This window comes from Methylocystis bryophila (genome assembly GCF_027925445.1).
GTDB lineage: Bacteria > Pseudomonadota > Alphaproteobacteria > Rhizobiales > Beijerinckiaceae > Methylocystis > Methylocystis bryophila.
Map to the genome: position 1 here is coordinate 4,260,047 of NZ_AP027149.1, position 17,151 is coordinate 4,277,197.

General features: G+C 64.8%; 13 protein-coding genes. 7 read left to right on the forward strand and 6 right to left on the reverse strand.

The window, feature by feature from the left end:
- The first annotated feature begins 292 nt into the window (after positions 1-292).
- The 4 genes from rnr to QMG80_RS19715 all read left to right on the forward strand — a co-directional run bounded on the left by rnr (position 293) and on the right by QMG80_RS19715 (position 6,741).
- Entirely contained in the window at positions 293-2,596 is a 2,304-nt protein-coding gene (gene rnr / locus QMG80_RS19700) for a ribonuclease R (RefSeq protein WP_085770712.1), read from the forward strand.
- 326 nt (positions 2,597-2,922) lie between these two features.
- Positions 2,923-3,546: a CvpA family protein gene (locus QMG80_RS19705; RefSeq protein WP_085770713.1), complete on the forward strand. Its 624-nt coding sequence runs from the start codon at positions 2,923-2,925 to the stop codon at positions 3,544-3,546.
- A gap of 46 nt (positions 3,547-3,592) precedes the next feature.
- Positions 3,593-5,083 (forward strand): amidophosphoribosyltransferase, encoded by a 1,491-nt coding sequence (gene purF / locus QMG80_RS19710; protein ID WP_085770714.1) that lies wholly within the window; start codon positions 3,593-3,595, stop codon positions 5,081-5,083.
- A 500-nt stretch (positions 5,084-5,583) separates the two neighbouring features.
- Positions 5,584-6,741, forward strand: a complete 1,158-nt coding sequence (locus tag QMG80_RS19715; protein ID WP_158658612.1) for a hypothetical protein — start codon at positions 5,584-5,586, stop codon at positions 6,739-6,741.
- 490 nt (positions 6,742-7,231) lie between these two features.
- Here the strand turns inward: QMG80_RS19715 and QMG80_RS19720 are convergent, their stop codons facing one another.
- On the reverse strand, positions 7,232-8,653 hold the full coding sequence (locus tag QMG80_RS19720) for an MDR family MFS transporter (protein ID WP_085770716.1): 1,422 nt from the start codon (positions 8,651-8,653) through the stop codon (positions 7,232-7,234).
- Entirely contained in the window at positions 8,650-9,339 is a 690-nt protein-coding gene (locus tag QMG80_RS19725) for a uracil-DNA glycosylase (RefSeq protein WP_199769032.1), read from the reverse strand. Before QMG80_RS19725 ends, QMG80_RS19720 begins: the two co-directional genes overlap by 4 nt.
- Before the next feature lie 419 nt (positions 9,340-9,758).
- On the opposite strand from QMG80_RS19725, the gene QMG80_RS19730 reads away from it, so the two are divergent.
- Together QMG80_RS19730 and QMG80_RS19735 are read left to right on the forward strand one after the other, a co-directional pair.
- Positions 9,759-10,331 (forward strand): NnrU family protein, encoded by a 573-nt coding sequence (locus QMG80_RS19730; RefSeq protein ID WP_085770718.1) that lies wholly within the window; start codon positions 9,759-9,761, stop codon positions 10,329-10,331.
- An 85-nt stretch (positions 10,332-10,416) separates the two neighbouring features.
- Positions 10,417-11,850: a homospermidine synthase gene (locus QMG80_RS19735; protein WP_085770719.1), complete on the forward strand. Its 1,434-nt coding sequence runs from the start codon at positions 10,417-10,419 to the stop codon at positions 11,848-11,850.
- A 261-nt stretch (positions 11,851-12,111) separates the two neighbouring features.
- Here QMG80_RS19735 and grxD read toward each other — a convergent pair whose 3' ends face one another.
- The 3 genes from grxD to purL all read right to left on the reverse strand — a co-directional run bounded on the left by grxD (position 12,112) and on the right by purL (position 15,084).
- Complete coding sequence (gene grxD / locus QMG80_RS19740; protein ID WP_085770720.1) at positions 12,112-12,453, reverse strand: Grx4 family monothiol glutaredoxin; 342 nt, start codon at positions 12,451-12,453, stop codon at positions 12,112-12,114.
- Between the two features lie 167 nt (positions 12,454-12,620).
- Positions 12,621-12,851: a BolA family protein gene (locus tag QMG80_RS19745; protein WP_199769033.1), complete on the reverse strand. Its 231-nt coding sequence runs from the start codon at positions 12,849-12,851 to the stop codon at positions 12,621-12,623.
- 4 nt (positions 12,852-12,855) lie between these two features.
- Complete coding sequence (gene purL / locus QMG80_RS19750; RefSeq protein WP_085770721.1) at positions 12,856-15,084, reverse strand: phosphoribosylformylglycinamidine synthase subunit PurL; 2,229 nt, start codon at positions 15,082-15,084, stop codon at positions 12,856-12,858.
- A gap of 410 nt (positions 15,085-15,494) precedes the next feature.
- Between purL and QMG80_RS19755 the strand changes: the two genes are divergently transcribed.
- A complete protein-coding gene (locus QMG80_RS19755; protein ID WP_085770722.1) occupies positions 15,495-16,409 on the forward strand; it encodes an OmpW/AlkL family protein in 915 nt (304 codons plus the stop codon).
- 112 nt (positions 16,410-16,521) lie between these two features.
- Here the strand turns inward: QMG80_RS19755 and QMG80_RS19760 are convergent, their stop codons facing one another.
- Positions 16,522-16,959 (reverse strand): four-helix bundle copper-binding protein, encoded by a 438-nt coding sequence (locus QMG80_RS19760; protein ID WP_085770723.1) that lies wholly within the window; start codon positions 16,957-16,959, stop codon positions 16,522-16,524.
- Between the last annotated feature and the right edge of the window lie 192 nt (positions 16,960-17,151).

The following is a 17,151-nucleotide window of genomic DNA, read 5'->3' on the forward strand; positions in this document are numbered from 1 at the left end:
TGAACCATTCTAAGGTCTGAAACACCGTCATGGCCGGGCTTGTCCCGGCCACCCACGCCGGCCAGACGCCGCGGAGTCGGAAAGCGGCGAAATTCGTCTCTCCGCAAAGATCCTGCCGGGGACGAGGTTCCAGCTAAACCGATAACCTCGGGTGGAACGTGGAGTTTACCGGACCTCGTCATATTCGCCAGAATCTCGTAGAAAGCCTCAATGTCTCTGCGTGGATGGCCGGGACAAGCCCGGCCATGACGGGGTCAGTGAAGTGCGATTCCCAAAGGCAGAGCGCGAGACCATGCCAGGGGAAACCGGCCGCGTGAAGAAAACGAAGCGGAGCGCCGCGTCCTCCTCCCTGCCGACCCGCGAGGAGATTCTGGCCTTTTTGGCGCGCGAGGAGCAGGCGATGCGCGAATCCGGCCACGCCGCCAAGCTCGGCAAGCGCGAGATCGCGCGCGCCTTCTCGATCAAGGGCGCGGACCGGATCGAGCTCAAGCGCCTCATCGCCGGCCTCGTCGAGGAGGGCAAGCTCGAGCGGGGTCGCGGCGCCAGACCCAAACGCGGCGCGCTGCCGCCTGTCGCTCTCGTCGACATCGTCGGGCGCGATCCCGATGGGGAACTCGTCGCCGTTCCCGTCGACTGGGACGAGACGGTTCATGGCGCGCCGCCCCGCATCCGGATCGAGGCCCCGCGGCGGGCGAGGCCGGGCGAGCCGCTCGGAGGCGTCGGCGAGCGAGCGCTCGTGCGCGCCTCGCGCGATTTCGACGCCGGCCCCAACGAGCCCGCCTTCGTCGGCCGCGTCATCAAGCTTTTGACGCGCGAGCGGCGCCGGCAAATCGGCGTTTTGCGGATCGCCGAGAATGGCGCGGCGCGCATCGAGCCGGTCGACAAGAAGCAGGCGGGACGGGAAGTGACTGTCCTGCGGGACGACTGCGGCGACGCCGAAGACGGCGAGCTCGTCGCCTTCGATCTCCTGCCGAGAGCGCGCCATGGCGGGCATTTGGGCCGCGTGCGCGAGAAGCTCGGGTCGCTCACGAGCGAGAAAGCGGTGAGCCTCATCGCGCTTCGCGCCCATGACATCCCCGACCTCTTTCGCGCCGAAGCCTTGGCCGAAGCGGCCAAGGCGCGGCCCGCGAAGCTCGACTCGCATCGCGAGGACTGGCGCGACCTCCCCTTCGTGACGATCGATCCCCCCGACGCCAAAGATCATGACGACGCCGTGCATGCGACGCCGGACACTTCCCCGGACAATCCCGACGGCTTTGTGGTGAGCGTCGCGATCGCCGATGTCGCCTATTACGTTCACGCCCATTCGCCGCTCGACCGCGACGCTCTCGAGCGCGGTAATTCGGTCTATTTCCCCGACCGCGTCGTCCCCATGCTGCCCGAGCGCATCTCGAACGATCTCTGCTCGCTGCGCGCGGAGGAGGACCGGCCGGCGCTCGCCGTGCGGCTGCGCCTCGACCCGAAAGGCCGCAAGCTCGGCCATCGTTTTCACCGGGTCATGATCCGGTCGGCGGCGAAGCTCAATTACGCCCAGGCCCAGGCCGCGATCGACGGCAGGCCGGACGAGACGACGGCTCCCCTGCTCGAGCGCGCGCTGCGGCCGCTCTGGGCGGCCTATGAATGCGCAAGGCATGCGCGCAAGGCGCGCGCGCCGCTCGATCTCGACCTGCCCGAGCGCAAGATCCTGCTCAAGCCCGACGGCAGCTTCGACCGCGTCGTGATCCCGGAGCGGCTGGAGGCGCATCGGCTCATCGAGGAGTTCATGATCCTCGCCAATGTGGCCGCCGCCGAGACGCTCGAGGAAAACCGGCAGAAGCTCATCTATCGCGCGCATGACGAGCCGACGCGCGAAAAGCTCGCCGCGCTTTCCGAGTTTCTGTCGACGATCGGGGTCAAATTCGCCAAGGGCCAGACCGTCCGCGCCTCGAATTTCAACGCGGTCCTCGCCCGCGTGAAGGGTCATGCGCAGGAGAATCTCGTCAATGAGATCGTGTTGCGCACGCAAGCGCAGGCCGAATACACGCATGAGAATTACGGGCATTTCGGCCTCAATCTGCGCCGTTATGCGCATTTCACCTCGCCGATCCGCCGCTACGCCGATCTGGTTGTGCATCGCGCGCTGATCCGGGCGCTCGGTCTTGGGCCCGGGGCCATGCCGGAGACGAGCGCGAGCGAGCTCGCCGAGATCGCCGCGCGCATATCGGCGGCCGAGCGCCGCGCCATGGCGGCCGAGCGCGAGACGGTCGACAGGCTGATCGCCGCGCATCTCGCCGACCGGCTCGGCGCTATCTTTTCCGCGCGCATTTCGGGCGTCACCCGATCTGGGCTCTTCGTGCGGCTCGTCGAGACCGGCGCCGACGGCTTCGTGCCCATTTCGACGCTCGGCCGCGACCATTTTGCCTATGACGAGGCGCGCCATAGCCTGACGTCAAAGGGTTCAGGGGAGAGTTATCGCCTTGCGGACACGTTAGAGGTGCGGCTCATCGAGGTCGCGCCGGTCGCCGGAGCGCTCCGATTCGAACCGGCGCAGACGCAAGCCGCGCCGGGCGCAAGACGCATTTCGAGGCCGGGCGCGCGGTCTCGACGTCGGAGTTAAGGAGCTGCGCGACGAACGGACGCCCCGGCGCCCGTGGCCAAAATCGGGCGAAGCGGGGCTTGTGCCGGCAAATGGCGACCGGGCCGTTTCACCGGCCGAAAAAATGCGCTAGAGCGAGTTCAGCAAAAGTTGATAGACTTTTGTGATCGGAACTCGCCCCAGCTTTATGATCTGGCGGGTTTTCTCATCGCTCGAGCGATTCCGTTCGAGCGGAAAGCGCGCTGAAATAGGCGCTATCCTCGCATGGGGCCGCCAGCCGGCGCCACGCGGGTTGAAGACTTTCCGGCGCCGCTGGCTCGCGCGGCTGAATCTTGGAGGTTCCGGGGATGCCGTCCTATCTCGACCTGGCAGTGCTGGGCATTGTACTGTTCTCAGCGCTGCTCGCGACGCTGCGGGGCTTCACGCGCGAGGTGCTTGCCATCGTCGCCTGGGCCGGAGCTGCAGCCGTCGCCTATATCGAATTCAAGTCGCCGCATTTCCTCGGCTTCATCAAGCCCTACATCAGCAAGGAGGTCGTGGCGCAAGCGGTGGATGCGGCGGCCGTGTTCTTCGTCGCGCTCTTCCTAATCACGATCGTCACCGTCAAGCTGTCGGACGTGATTCTCGATTCGAAGATTGGCGCGCTGGACCGCACGCTCGGCTTCGTCTTCGGCGCGGCGCGCGGCTTCCTTATCGCCGTGGTGCTCTTTATTTTCTATGGCTGGCTGGTGCCGGAAAACAACCAGCCGTCTTGGGTAAAGACCGCACGCGGCAAGCCCGTGCTCGAAGCGATGGGCGACAGCCTGCGCGATATGGTTCCTCAGGACGCCGAGGCTTTCATCAACGAATTGAAGAACAAGAAGAGCATTCCGGCGATGGAGGAGCCGCCGCCGGAACCCGAGGGTGAAAACGCCAAGCAGGACGAGCCGTCATCGCCGCCGCAGCAGCCGGCTTCGCACAAGACGAGATGAGCAGGAGAATGGGGCGTCCAATAAAAATGCGGAGGAGAACCGCCCAATGACCTCTCCACCGCGGGACGAAACGCAGACGCCGCCCGAAGAAGCGACGGCGCTCTTGGATGAGGACAGGCTTCGCGAATATTGCGGCGTCTTCGGGGTCTTCGACTTGCCCGAGGCCGCCGCTTACACCGCGCTCGGCCTGCATGCGCTTCAGCACAGGGGACAAGAGGCCGCCGGCATCGTGTCCTTCGACGGGACACGCTTCCACGCCGAGCGCCGTCTCGGGCTCGTCGGCGATCATTTTTCGCACGAAAGAACGATCAAGCGCCTGCCGGGCGCCTCGGCGATCGGCCATGTGCGCTATGCGACGACCGGCGAAACGATGCTGCGCAACGTGCAGCCGCTTTTCGCCGAGCTCAACTCGGGCGGCTTCGCAGTCGGCCACAACGGCAATCTCACCAACGCGCAGACGCTGCGCCGCGAGCTCATCAACGAAGGCGCAATCTTCCAGTCGACCTCCGATACGGAGGTGATCCTGCATCTCGTCGCGCGCAGCCGCGAGAGCAAGCTCATCGATCGCTTCATCGACGCCCTGTCGCACATAGAAGGCGCTTATTCGCTGGTCGTCCTCACCAACGGCAAGCTCATCGGCGCGCGCGATCCTCTGGGCATCCGGCCGCTCGTCCTCGGCGAGCTCGACGGTCGATACATCCTCGCCTCCGAGACCTGCGCGCTCGACATCATGGGCGCACGCTTTGTTCGCGACGTGGCCAATGGCGAGATCGTCGTGATCTCGCATGAGGGAATCAGGAGCATCTGTCCTTTCCCGTCTCGGCCGGCGCGACCCTGCATCTTCGAATACATCTATTTCGCCCGCCCCGATTCGATCGTCCATGGGCGACCGGTCTATGAGGTGCGCAAGGCGATGGGCGTCGAGCTCGCGCGCGAGAACCGGATCCAGGCCGATGTCGTCGTGCCCGTTCCCGATTCCGGCGTGCCGGCGGCGATCGGCTTCGCGCGTGAGGCGGGCCTGCCCTTCGAGCTCGGCATTATCCGCAACCATTATGTCGGACGCACCTTCATTCAGCCGACGCAAGCGGTGCGCGAGATCGGCGTGCGCCTGAAGCACAGCGCCAATCGGGCCGTCGTCTCCGGCAAGCGCGTCATTCTCATCGACGACTCGATCGTGCGCGGAACAACCTCGATCAAGATCGTGCAGATGATGCGCGACGCCGGCGCGACCGAGGTGCATTTCCTGATCTCCTCGCCGCCGATCACGCATCCCGACTATTACGGCATTGACACGCCGCAGAAGGAAAAGCTGCTCGCGGCGACGCATAGTCTCGAGGAGATGCGCAGGGAGATTGGTTGCGACCAGCTCGCCTTTCTGTCGATCGACGGCATTTACCGCGCGATGGGCGTGGGTCGGCGCAACGACCGGCAGCCGCAATTCACCGACCATTGCTTCACCGGCGACTATCCGACGGCGCTGACCGATCTCGCGGCCGAAAACCGAGCGCAGCTGTCGCTCTTGGCGGAGGCGAGCTGAGACAGGCTCTAGATCACGCTGCTTTCAGGCGGAATCGCCTGAAAGCAGAAAAGTGATCGATTCTAAAAGTTTAGAGCGCGATTTGTGCCAAAAAACCGGTTTCCGCTTTTTCGCATCGCGCTCTAGCGCGCTTCCCGCTCGAACGGTACCGTTCGAGCGATAGGGAATCGCGCCAAATCAAAAGGGTGGAGCATGTCCTGACCGGAAAACCGCTTCACACTTTTCCGGGACATGCTCTAGCTCTGGCTCGCCCGCAATGTAGCCACATTCTTTAACAGAATCCTTCCTTGGGCGACGCTTCGGTCGCAAGGGAATGGGCGCGAGCGCAGAAGCGCGCGATGGCGCTTGAGTTCGACACCCCGTTTTCGGCTCACGCGCGATCGACGCGTTCGCAATCGATATCGACGGATCGAGGCGGCACGGAAGGCCGCCGTTTGACCGGATCATCCGCTTCGCGAGTTTTCAAAGCGCTCGACGAGCTTCATGTTGAGGAATGGGAAATGAGCGGCAGCATTGACAGGCGGAGCGACTCGCGAGTCGATCGAAGCACATCCGCTTCCACCCCCCGCTTGCGCTGGCCCCCGAAGCAGAACAGCAAGCCCGAACCCGCAGTGAGCCTCGGCCGCGGCGCCCCCGCCGACGACGAACGACAGGCCGACCGCGCGCCTCCGCGCGGCTTCGTCGCCGAAGGTGTGGGTCAGCTCGCGCTTTCCGTGCTGATCGTGCTGGTGCTGGGCTTCTTTTTCCTTCGCATTTTCGGACCCAAGGACGCGAGCCTCGTCGGCGCGCCGGCGCCAAGCGCCTCTCTGTCGGGCGCGCCGAAGCAGCCTGGGGCGGGGCCGTCCGACGCCGCGAAGCTCGAGGTCGAGTTCGACCGCTCTGCGCCGGCCGGGAAGCCGCTATCGCTGCGTATGTCGGTCGGCGATGCGCCGGAGGGCTCGACGATCGTCATTTCGGGCCTGAGAGCGAACGCGGCGCTCTCAGCGGGCGAGAATCGGGACCTCGAGTGGCGGCTGGGACTGGCGGATCTCTCCAATCTGTCCGTCATCCCGCCCAATGATTTCGTCGGGACCATGAGTCTCGTGGTCGAGCTGCGACTGCCCGATGGCAGCGTCCGCGGACGCCAGATCGTCAATCTGGAGTGGACGAGCGAGGCGGCTGCGGAGCCCGCGACAGACGCGAAGCCGGCGGACACGCCGCTTCCCGGCGCCCCCAGCGAAGCGCCGCCTGCGGCGATGACGACGCCCGAAGCTGCGCCCGTTACGGAAAGCGGCGCAGAGAAGCAGGTCGCCCGCGCTTTGCCGAGGGCGGAAGACGCGCCCCCGCCTCAGACGGAGGCGACGGCGCCGGCAAAGCCAGCCGCGGCGGCCCTCGCCACGCCCGAGGAAAACAACGTGGGCCGCACGTCTCCCTGCTTTGCGAAGCTCGATGGCAAGATCGTCCTACAGGGAAATTGCCGGGTCGCCGGCGCGGAGGGCAAGACCGTCACCTACGAGTTGGGGGAGAACCGCCTTTCTCTCACCTTGGATCACGGCCGGATCTGGCGGCTGAAGTGGAACGATGAAGACAAAGGCAAGATCTATAAGCGCGAGGAATGCTGGGGCAGCGAGAAGGCCTTTGTCTGCGAGCACCCTCCTCGGGCGAAGCGAAAATCGTAGAACGCGATGCGAAAAAGCGGAAACCGGTTTTTCGCGCGATTCGCGCTCTAAACTTATAGAATCGATCACGTTTTCTGCGTTCAGGCCTTTCCGCCTGAACGCAGCGTGATCTAGAGCCCCGCCTTCCCTTGCGCCGGGACCACGCCATATTTGCTTGGCGGCGCACAAAGAACTGGGAGGGTCGCCATGGCCAACCGGGAACAGCGGGGGAATCGAGAAGTCAAGAAACCGAAACGCCAAAAGCAGAAAGCCGTGCATCACGCGGCGACGGGGTTGCTCGCCGCCATCGCTGAAGGCGGGTCGGGCTCGACAGGCGGAAGAAAGAAATAGGTCGGACGCTCTGAGCGCTTAGAGCATGTCACGGAAAAGTGCGAAGCGGTTTTCCGGTCAAGACACGCCCTAACCTTTTGATTTAGCGCGATTCCTTATCGTTCGAACGATTCCGTTCGAACGGGAAACGCGCTAGGGCGCGTCACGCCCATCGGGAGCGTTAGGACGCCGGCGAGTTTCGCAGCGGCTTCTCCTCCATGCGAGCGAGGAAGAAGAGAGAACACCCCACGCATAGGGTGGTCGCGGCGAAGACCTCGCGAAAGGCGCTGCGCAGCGCGTCGATCGCTTGCGGGGAAGCGGTCTCGGCTTCGAGCGCGGCGGCGCCCGCGTCCATGACCAGCGCGCCGAGCAGCGCCACGATCAACGCGCAGCCGATCTGCCGGGAAAACTGCATCACGGCCGTCGCCGAGCCGAGGTTGCGGCGCTCGACCGCGTTTTGCAGCGAGACGGTGCTGATGGGCAGAGTCGTCCCGACGCCGATGCTGATCGTCGTGAGCAGCGCGTCCAGCGCGACGAGCGAAAGGCTCTGGAGGCCGAACGCAAGGAAAGCGGAGGCCGCGGTGGCGAGGGCGAGGCCGATGAGGCCGGGCGCTTTGTAGCGTGCAAGATGCGGCATGAGCCGTCCGGAGATCGTCGCGCCGACGACGACTCCGATCATCGGCGCGATGAGCGCCACGCCGACGCCGTCGGCGTCGAGCGCGAAGGCGCCCTCGAGATAGATCGGCGCCACAACGGAGATCCCAACGAAGCTTCCCAGCCCGAAAGCGCCGCACAGCGAGGCATTCCGCGCCGTCGCATTGGCGAGCACGCTCAGCGGGATGAAAGGTTCGTCGGCTTTGCGCAGCCGGTGCGCGAAGAGCGCCCAGAACAGCGCCGAGAGAATCGTGAGGCCGACCACGTCGCGCGCCGCTGCGTTGCGATCGCCGAGCGCCAGCGCGAGCAGGCCCGAGGCCGCGGCGAGCAAGGCGGCTCCAATATAGTCGAGCTCATGCGGATGCCGGCGCACAGGCAGGCGGCGCAAGGAGGAGTCGACGAAGAGCAGCGCCAAGAGCCCGAGCGGCACATTGATCCAGAAAATCAGCGACCAGTGCAAGTGGCTGGCGAAGAAGCCGCCGAGCAAGGGGCCGGCGATGCTCGACAGGACGAAGACCGCCGCGAAATAGGTCTGATAGCGACCGCGCTCGCGGGGACTGACGAGATCGGCGATGATCGTCTGCGCAAGCGACAACAGCCCGCCGCCGCCGAGCCCTTGCAGGGCGCGGGCGAGGGCCAGCGCCAGCATGCTCGGCGCCAGGGCGCAGGCGATCGACCCCAGGATGAAGACGCCGACGCCGATCAACAGCATGATCCGGCCGCCGTGAATGTCAGCGAGCTTTCCGTAAAGCGGCGTGACGATCGTCGCCGCGACGAGATAGGCGGTGACGATCCAAGGCGAATCGGCGAAGTCGCCGAGCTCGAGGCCGATCGTCGGCAACGCCGCCGAGACGATCGTCTGATCGAGCGCCGACAGAAGCATGGCGAGACAGAGCCCCACGAATGCGCGGCGTATTTCCGCCGTGCTCGGCAGGGCGTCGGCAGTCATCGTTTGGGAGGTCCTGGGAGAGGAGAGGCTGCTCCTGGTTTCGCCGGCTCAAATGGGCGAAATTGTGGCGGAGACGGCGCGCCCGCCCGCTCAACGCCTCGCAACGCCGCGATCTGCGCGCGAAAGCGGGCCTCGCCGCCAAAGCTCGGATGGCGCAGCGCGACACAGGCGAGCCCCGGCGCGACGCGCCCGGCCGCCCCTTCGGCGTCGCGGCCGACGGCGACGATTCGTTCGGGACGCAACAAGCCGATGAGCGCGCACAAGATCTCTTCGCCCGCAGCGCGCTCGGCCGCGTTATGAGCGCGGTTGGAGAAGGGCGCGCCCGGAAGATGCGGGTGGAGCGGAAAAACATTCCAAAGAAAGGGCTTTTCCTCGAATTGCCGCAAGGCGTCCCAGACGACCGTCGCCGTGCGCTCAGAGAGCGGCGGCCCCCGAGTCGGCCGCTGGGCTTTTAGGCCGAAGCCGGCGAGATGCTGAGCGAAACGCGCATCGTCGGTGAAGGCGAGGCCGGTCCGCCGCCCGCCGCGCCAGCCGAAATCGCGCCCGAGCCAAAGCGAACGGGTCCCGCGGCGCTGGGCTTCGGTGAGAAGCTTAAGGAAGATTTTGGCGCGTCTCTCGGCCGCCCTCGCCCCATCGTGGATCGCGCAACGCTCCGCAAAAGGATTGAAGGCGTGCTTGAAGCGCATCGCGCCGAGCGCAGAGAGGAACTGCGAAGGGGTTATGGCGTCACCCTTACCTTTCGGCTCCCTCTCCCCGCCAGCGGGGCGCTTGCGGCGCCCTTGATTTTTCGCGGACGCAGAGATCGGAAAGGAACTCGACGGACTCTCGGCATCTGTCTCGCCGCACGGCTCCCTCTGCCCGTTTTACGGGGAGAGGGCTGGGGTGAGGGGCTTGGGCGCTTGTCACCCGACGATCCGCCCAGTCCAGGCGCCGCTCGCTTCACGGCGGAAATCCCCGGCCCCTCTCCCTAACCCCCTCCCGCTGGCGGGGAGAGGGAACCACCGCGCGCCGGACCAAGAAGGCAGATTAACAAACTGGCTTGAATCGCGCATAGCTTCGCCGCGGCTGCATCGATCGGCAGCCCAAGGCCTATGGAGTTGCGACGATGCTCATCCTTCTTCTCGGTATCATCATTTTTCTCGGGGCTCACGTCTTCGTCACCTTCCGCCCGCAACGCGCGGCGCTCATCGAGCGCGTGGGGCTCAAGACATATAAAACAGGCTATGCGGCCGTCGCGGCGACGGGGCTTCTTCTCATCATCTTCGGCTTCATCCGCTATCGGTCCGAAGGACTGATCCAGATTTGGTACCCGCCGCACTGGCTGCATCATGTCGCCATGCCGCTTGTTTGGTTCGCCTTCGTGGCCTTCGCCGCGCGGCGCGCGCCGGCGGGGCGCATCAAGGGATGGCTGCGTCATCCGATGCTTGTTGCGATCAAAGCCTGGGCGCTGGCGCATTTCCTCGTCAATGGCGACCTCGGCGGCATGCTGCTCTTCGGCTCCTTCCTGGCCTTCGGCGTCTACGACCGCATCGCGGTGAAGCGGCGCGGCGACGCCGGCGCCCCGCGGATCGACCATTTCACGCGCGGCGATGCGATCGCTCTGGGCGCGGGCACGCTCGTCTATGTGATCGTGCTGCTGTTGCACCCCTATCTCTTCGGCGTCGCGGTGCTCGCCTAAGGCTGGGCTTCGTGGCCGGGCTTGATTAATTCACCCCTCCCTGCTTTTAACGCGCCGCAATATCGCAGCGCAGCAAGGAGCCGCCATGTCCTCCCTTTGGCCCGTTCACGGCAAGATTTCCGGTCCCATCGTCCTCATCGGCTTCGGCTCGATTGGTCGGGGAATCTTGCCGCTGATCGAGCGGCACTTCGAGTTCGACAAGAGCCGCTTCACGGTCATCGACCCTTCCGACGCGAATGGCCACCTCCTCGAGGTGCGCGGGATCAGCTTCCTGCAGAAGGCCCTCACGCGCGAGAATTATCGCGACGTGCTGACGCCGCTCCTGCGGGGTCCTGGCCAGGGATTCATCGTCAATCTCTCGGTCGAGGTCTGCTCGCTCGACATCATCAAGCTCGCGCGAGAGCTGAAGGCTCTCTACGTCGACACGGTCGTCGAGCCCTGGCCGGGCTTCTACTTCGACGCAGCGCTCGGCAATGAGTCGCGCACCAATTACGCCTTGCGCGAGACCGTGCTCGAGGAACGCCGGCGCAATCCGGGCGGCTCGACCGCCGTCTCCTGCTGCGGCGCCAATCCCGGCATGGTCTCCTGGTTCGTCAAGGAGGCGCTCGTCAACATCGCAAAGGACACGAAGGCGCTCGACAAGGAGCCGCAGACGCGCGCCGAATGGGGCGCGCTCGCGCAAAAGCTGGGCGTTAAAGGCGTCCACATCGCCGAGCGCGACACGCAGCGCGCGCGCACGCCGAAGCCGCGGGGCGTCTTCGTCAACACCTGGTCGGTCGAGGGATTTGTCTCCGAGGGCATGCAGCCGGCGGAGCTCGGCTGGGGCACGCATGAGAAGGAGCTTCCGGCCATCGCCGGGACGCATTCCACGGGCTGCGGCGCCGCGATCTATCTGAACTCGCCGGGCGCCAACACGCGCGTGCGCAGCTGGACGCCGACGCCGGGGCCGCAATATGGCTTCCTCGTCACGCATAATGAGGCGATCTCGATCGCCGATTATCTCACGCTGCGCGACGCCTCCGGCAAGGCGGTCTATCGCCCCACCTGCCATTACGCCTATCATCCTGCGGACGATGCGGTGCTCTCGCTGCACGAGCTGTTCGGCGCCGCCGGAAAGCGCCAGCCGCGCGAGCACATCCTCGACGAGCACGAGATCGTCGACGGCATCGACGAATTGGGCGTTCTGCTCTACGGCCACGCAAAGAACGCCTATTGGTACGGCTCGCAGCTTTCGATAGAGGAGACGCGCGAGCTCGCCCCCTATCAGAACGCGACGGGCTTGCAGGTCAGCTCGGCGGCGCTCGCCGGCATGGTCTGGGCGCTGGAGAATCCGGAGGCGGGCATCGTCGAGGCGGACGAGGTCGACTACAAGCGCTGCCTGGAGATTCAGAGGCCCTATCTCGGCCCGGTCATCGGCGAATACACAGACTGGACGCCGCTCGAAGGCCGCCCGGGCTTCTTCCCCGAGGATATCGATCTCGAGGACCCCTGGCAGTTCAAGAATATTCTGGTGAAATAGGCAGTCGGCAGATCGGCAGTCGCGAACAGAGGTTCTCGACTGCCCACTGCCTATTGCCTCGGCCCTATCTCGGCCCGGTCGTCGGCGAACACAGACTGGACGCCGCTCGAAGGCCCGCGGGCCTTCTTCCCCGAGGATATCGATCTCGAGGAGCCCTGGCAGTTCAAGAATATTTTGGTGAAATAGGCAGTCGGCAGATCGGCAGTCGCGAACAGAGGTTCTCGACTGCCCGCTGCCTATTGCCGATCTGCCTATTGCCTCTTACGCCTTCGCTGGCGCCTTGTGCGGAATGCCTTCCTTGTCGAAGAGCGCCGCGAGCTCGCCGGACTGGAACATCTCGCGGGTGATGTCGCAGCCGCCGAGGAACTCCTGCTTCACGTAAAGCTGCGGGATCGTCGGCCAGTTCGAATAGGCCTTGATGCCATCGCGGATCTCGCCGTCGGCGAGCACATTGATCGCCTTGTAGGGCGCGCCGAGGTGGTTGAGGATCTGCACGACCTGCTGCGAGAATCCGCATTGCGGCGCCTGCGGCGTGCCCTTCATGAACAGCACGACGTCGGCGCTGTCGATCTCGCCTTTGATGCGGGCGTTGGTGTCGCTCATCTGTTTGTCCTTTCGCGCGGAGGTCAAGGCTCCGCCGGTTGGCCGTCATTGCGAGCGAAGCGAAGCAATCCAGGGGCCGCGCCTGCAAATTGACGATTTCGATTGCGCTCTCGACTCCCGGATTGCTTCGCTTCGCTCGCAATGACGAAGCCCCAAGCGTCGCTAGTTTAGGGCGTGCGCGTCGTCAACGCGAGCGCGTGCAGCTCGCCGCCAAGCTTGTCGCCGAAGGCGGCGTTGACGAGCTGATGCTGCTTCACGCGGCTCAAGCCTGTGAAAGCCGCCGAGGTCACGGTCGCCGCCCAATGGTCGTTGTCGTCGGCGAGCGCGGTCAGCTCGATCGTCGCGTCCGGCAGCGCCGTCTTGATCATCCGTTCGATTTGTTCTGCGGGCATCGGCATTTGTTCAGTTCCTGACGATGAATACTCTCTCCTCGCCGGCCATGTAGGCCGGGAGGGGCGTCTCGTGCGCCTCGCGCAATGCGCTGAGCAATATCGGCGCCTCGCCGGGCAAATTCAATGCGTCGCCACCCGTGAACCCGATCGGGATCGCCGGGACGCCGCGCGCCGCGGCCGCCGCGACGATCGCGTCGAGCTCCGCGAGCGCGACCGCGACGAGATAGCGCGCCTGATCCTCTCCGAATAGCATGGCCCGCGCCGGTCCGTCCAAGGAATGCACGATGCGCGCGCCGACGCCGCCCGCCAGACACATTTCGGCGAGCGCGACGGCGAGGCCGCCGTCGGAGAGGTCGTGGGCGGCCCGAGCCGTCCCCGCCAGCACAAGCTCGCGGACAAAGTCGCCGTTGCGGCGTTCAGCGGAAAGATCGACCGGCGGCGGCGCGCCTTCGGCGCGGCCCAGAAGATCGCGCAGATAGATCGACTGGCCGAGCCAGCCGCGTGTTTCGCCGATCAGGACAATGGCGTCGCCCTCGGCGCCAAAGCCCGTGCGCGAGGCCTTTGCGACGTCTGCGATCACGCCGACGCCGCCGATCGCCGGCGTCGGCAGAATGCCCGCCCCTTGCGTCTCATTGTAGAGCGAGACGTTGCCGGAGACGATCGGGAAGTCGAGCGCGCGCGCCGCATCGCCGATCCCGCGCAGGCAGTGGACGAATTGCCCCATGATCTCGGGCCTCTCCGGATTCCCGAAGTTGAGATTGTCGGTCAAAGCGAGCGGCGTCGCGCCGGTCACGGTGACGTTGCGCCAGGCCTCGGCCACGGCCTGCTTGCCGCCCTCATAGGGATCGGCGGCGCAATATCGCGACGTCACGTCCGTCGTCAGCGCGAGCCCCTTCGGCCCCTCGCCGATGCGAATGACCGCCGCGTCGCCGCCCGGCGGCCGCACCGTATTGCCGAGGATAAGATGGTCATATTGCTCCCAGATCCAGCGCTTGGAGCAGAGGTTCGGCGAAGCCAGCAGCTTGAGCAGCGCCTCGCGGTTGGAGAGCGGCGCGGTGATCGTGGCCGGATCGATGACCGCAAGCGTCGGCGGCTCGCTATAGGGCCGGTCGTAGAGCGGCGCCTGATCGCCGAGCTCCTTGATCGGCAGATCGGCCTTGACCTCGCCCTTGTGCCTCACAACGAAACGCAGCGTGTCGGTGGTCTTGCCCACGATCGCGAAATCGAGGCCCCATTTGCGGAAGATGGCCTCGGCCTCGCGCTCCTTCTCGGGTCGCAGCACCATCAGCATGCGCTCCTGACTCTCGGAGAGCAGCATTTCATAGGCCGTCATGCCTTCCTCGCGGCAGGGCACGGCGTCGAGGTCGAGCTCGATCCCCAGATTGCCCTTCGCGCCCATCTCGACGGCGGAAGAGGTGAGACCGGCCGCGCCCATGTCCTGGATGGCGATGACGGCGCCCGTCTTCATGAGCTCGAGGCAGGCCTCGAGGAGGAGCTTTTCGGAGAAGGGATCGCCGACCTGCACGGTCGGGCGTTTTTCCTCGGCGTCGGCCTCGAAGGCGGCGGACGCCATCGTCGCGCCGTGAATGCCGTCGCGCCCCGTCTTCGAGCCGAGATAGACGACCGGATTGCCCAGGCCCGCCGCGGCCGAATAAAAGATCGAATCGGCGCGCGCGAGGCCGACGGCCATCGCATTCACGAGGATGTTGCCGTCGTATGACGGATCGAACTCAGTCGAGCCGCCGACCGTCGGCACGCCGAAGGAATTGCCATAGCCGCCGATCCCCGCGACGACGCCGGCAAGCAGCGCACGGGTCTTGGGGTGCTCGGGCGCGCCGAAGCGCAACAGGTTCAGGCAGGCGATGGGTCTCGCGCCCATTGTGAAAACATCGCGCAATATGCCGCCCACGCCCGTCGCCGCGCCCTGATAGGGCTCGATGAAGGAGGGGTGGTTGTGGCTCTCCATCTTGAAGACCACGGCGTCGCCGTCGCCGATGTCGATCACGCCGGCGTTCTCGCCCGGCCCTCGAATCACCCAGGGCGCGCTGGTCGGAAGCTTGCGCAAGTGCAGGCGCGAGGACTTGTAGGAGCAGTGCTCGTTCCACATCGCGGAAAAAACCCCAAGCTCCGTGAAGCTCGGCGCGCGACCGAGCAGCGCCAGGATGCGTTCGTATTCCTCGGGTTTAAGGCCATGAGCGGCGACGAGCGCCGCGTCGATCTTGGGTTCTGCCGGCGTCAAAGGGGCGTCTTTCCTTGAATCGGGCGTTGATCGGAGAAACTCTCCTATGCCCGCTCAGAACGGATTCCGCAAAAATTGACCACGTTTTTGTGATTGGAACGCGCAAACGGCCGTCTCGCGAGGCCTCGGCTTAAAGTGGGATCTTGTTCGAGCTTAGCGCTCGACAAGCATTGTTTAGTGCTGAAGCAGTTGAAAGCCTTGTCTTTTGTGTGTGTACAGAAGAGCCGAAGTCTCATTTCTAACTGGTCAAAAAGTGTTGCCAAACTGACACAGCTCAAGAGAAAGCGACATGGTCCCTTCAAAAATTGACGAAAATCAAGGCCAGCTGCGCATTTTCGTAGCAACCTCCGCCGGACTCGACACGGCGCTCATGCAAGGTGTCGTCACCCGATCATACCAAGGGGGATCCGATGAAGACTTTTATTCGTGGCGCGCTTGCCGCTACACTGCTGAGCGCCGTGAGCATTCCCGCTCTGGCGGCTGATCTGCCTTCCGTGAAGGCGCCGCCGCCGCCGGTGGTTTATGAGACCTTCCAGCCCTTCCAGGTCCGCCTCGAGCTGTCGGGCGTGGTTCCCCTGGCCGGCCATGGCACGGCCTATGACGAAGGCGCTTTCTATCCGGGCGCGACCTTCGCTCCCTACGGCGGCAGCCCGCTGATCGCGACGGGTCTCAGCGCCGGTCCCGGCACGGTGATCCCCTTCGCCAGCACGAACACCTCCTGGTCCGTCATCCCGACGCTCGCCGTCGATTACTACATCAACAAGAACTTCTCGATCGAAGCGATATGCTGCGTCAGCCCGGCGCACATTCAGGGAACCGGGTCGATCAAATCGACCTTCGCCCATACCTGGGTGTTCCCGCCGTCGATCTTGCTCGACTATCACTTCACGCAGTTCGGCGCCTGGCAGCCCTATATCGGCGTCGGCGTGAACTTCACGGCCTATTGGGGCACGCGCGTCAACAACGAGAGCTGGCCGGTCATGTTCAGCCCGGTGGGCCCGATGACCTCCGCCCTCGCTGCCGGCGGCATTACGGGCCTCAGCGCCCAGTTCTACAACGCGACAGTCACCCCCTCCTGGGGCGTCGTCGGCCAGGTCGGCATGGATTATATGTTCAACGAGCATTGGGGCCTCAACCTCGACGTCAAATACATCATGATGGAGCCGACCGTTCACGCCAAAGTGGCCGGCGTCATCCCGGCGGCGGGCATTGTGACTTACCTGCCGGTGCGCGTCGCGCTGCCGATCGACCCGCTGGTCATCAGCGCCGGCGTGACCTACCGCTTCGGCGGCGGAAGCTCGGCTCCGGTCCTCGCCAAATACTGAAATTCGCGGCGACGAGTAGTGAAAGGGCCGGTCCTTCGGGACCGGCCCTTTTTATTGTTGTGAAGGACTTAAAACCTAGAGCTCTTCTCTCGGGAGCGAGGCGACGCTCTGATCAGGCGGCGGCCTTCTTGCACTCTTCGGCGCAAGCCTTGCAGGACTCGCCCATCGCGACACATTCGGAATATTGCGGGAACTTGTCGCATTCCTTCTTGCAGGCGAGGCAGATGCTTTCGACGACCTTCGCGAGCGCGGGGGTCGCGGATGAATTGACGGAGGCGAGCGTCGCGAGCGCGCGGCAAGCGGCGATCGTGTCGAAGGACGCCTGGGTGCAGGCGGCCATGCTCGTGTCGTTCATGGACAGCATGCCGAAACAGTGACGCAGGCAATTGTCGCCCTCGAGGACGCATTTGCTGGCGGCGTCGCTCAAGGCTTTGAATTTGGGCGGATGCGAATGATGCATGCCGGAGCCGGCCTCTTCAGCCAGCGCGGGCATAGCCGACAAGACGGCGGCGGCGGCGCCGAGAGTGGTCATGAATTCGCGACGTTCCATTAAGAGTCTCCCGCTTTTTTGCGCCCCGCCGGATTGGGCAGGGCTTGGTACGTACGATTCTATACATAAGCCTTCCAACCCTGCGGACAAGTACACGCTTCCGTCGGCAACTATTTATTTAATCTATGAAATATATCGTCTGTTATTCGAGACGCCTCGACGCAGCATGGCCGAGCGGTCGCGCTTGACTCT

Coding starts and splice junctions, on each gene's coding strand:
- QMG80_RS19720 (WP_085770716.1), bottom strand. CDS start 8,653: ATGACTGCCGACGCCCTGCCGAGCACGGCGGAAATACGCCGCGCATTC.
- QMG80_RS19715 (WP_158658612.1), top strand. CDS start 5,584: ATGAGCGGCAGCATTGACAGGCGGAGCGACTCGCGAGTCGATCGAAGC.
- QMG80_RS19735 (WP_085770719.1), top strand. CDS start 10,417: ATGTCCTCCCTTTGGCCCGTTCACGGCAAGATTTCCGGTCCCATCGTC.
- QMG80_RS19760 (WP_085770723.1), bottom strand. CDS start 16,959: ATGGAACGTCGCGAATTCATGACCACTCTCGGCGCCGCCGCCGCCGTC.
- QMG80_RS19745 (WP_199769033.1), bottom strand. CDS start 12,851: ATGCCGATGCCCGCAGAACAAATCGAACGGATGATCAAGACGGCGCTG.
- QMG80_RS19705 (WP_085770713.1), top strand. CDS start 2,923: ATGCCGTCCTATCTCGACCTGGCAGTGCTGGGCATTGTACTGTTCTCA.
- QMG80_RS19725 (WP_199769032.1), bottom strand. CDS start 9,339: ATGCGCTTCAAGCACGCCTTCAATCCTTTTGCGGAGCGTTGCGCGATC.
- grxD (WP_085770720.1), bottom strand. CDS start 12,453: ATGAGCGACACCAACGCCCGCATCAAAGGCGAGATCGACAGCGCCGAC.
- rnr (WP_085770712.1), top strand. CDS start 293: ATGCCAGGGGAAACCGGCCGCGTGAAGAAAACGAAGCGGAGCGCCGCG.
- purF (WP_085770714.1), top strand. CDS start 3,593: ATGACCTCTCCACCGCGGGACGAAACGCAGACGCCGCCCGAAGAAGCG.
- QMG80_RS19730 (WP_085770718.1), top strand. CDS start 9,759: ATGCTCATCCTTCTTCTCGGTATCATCATTTTTCTCGGGGCTCACGTC.
- QMG80_RS19755 (WP_085770722.1), top strand. CDS start 15,495: ATGAAGACTTTTATTCGTGGCGCGCTTGCCGCTACACTGCTGAGCGCC.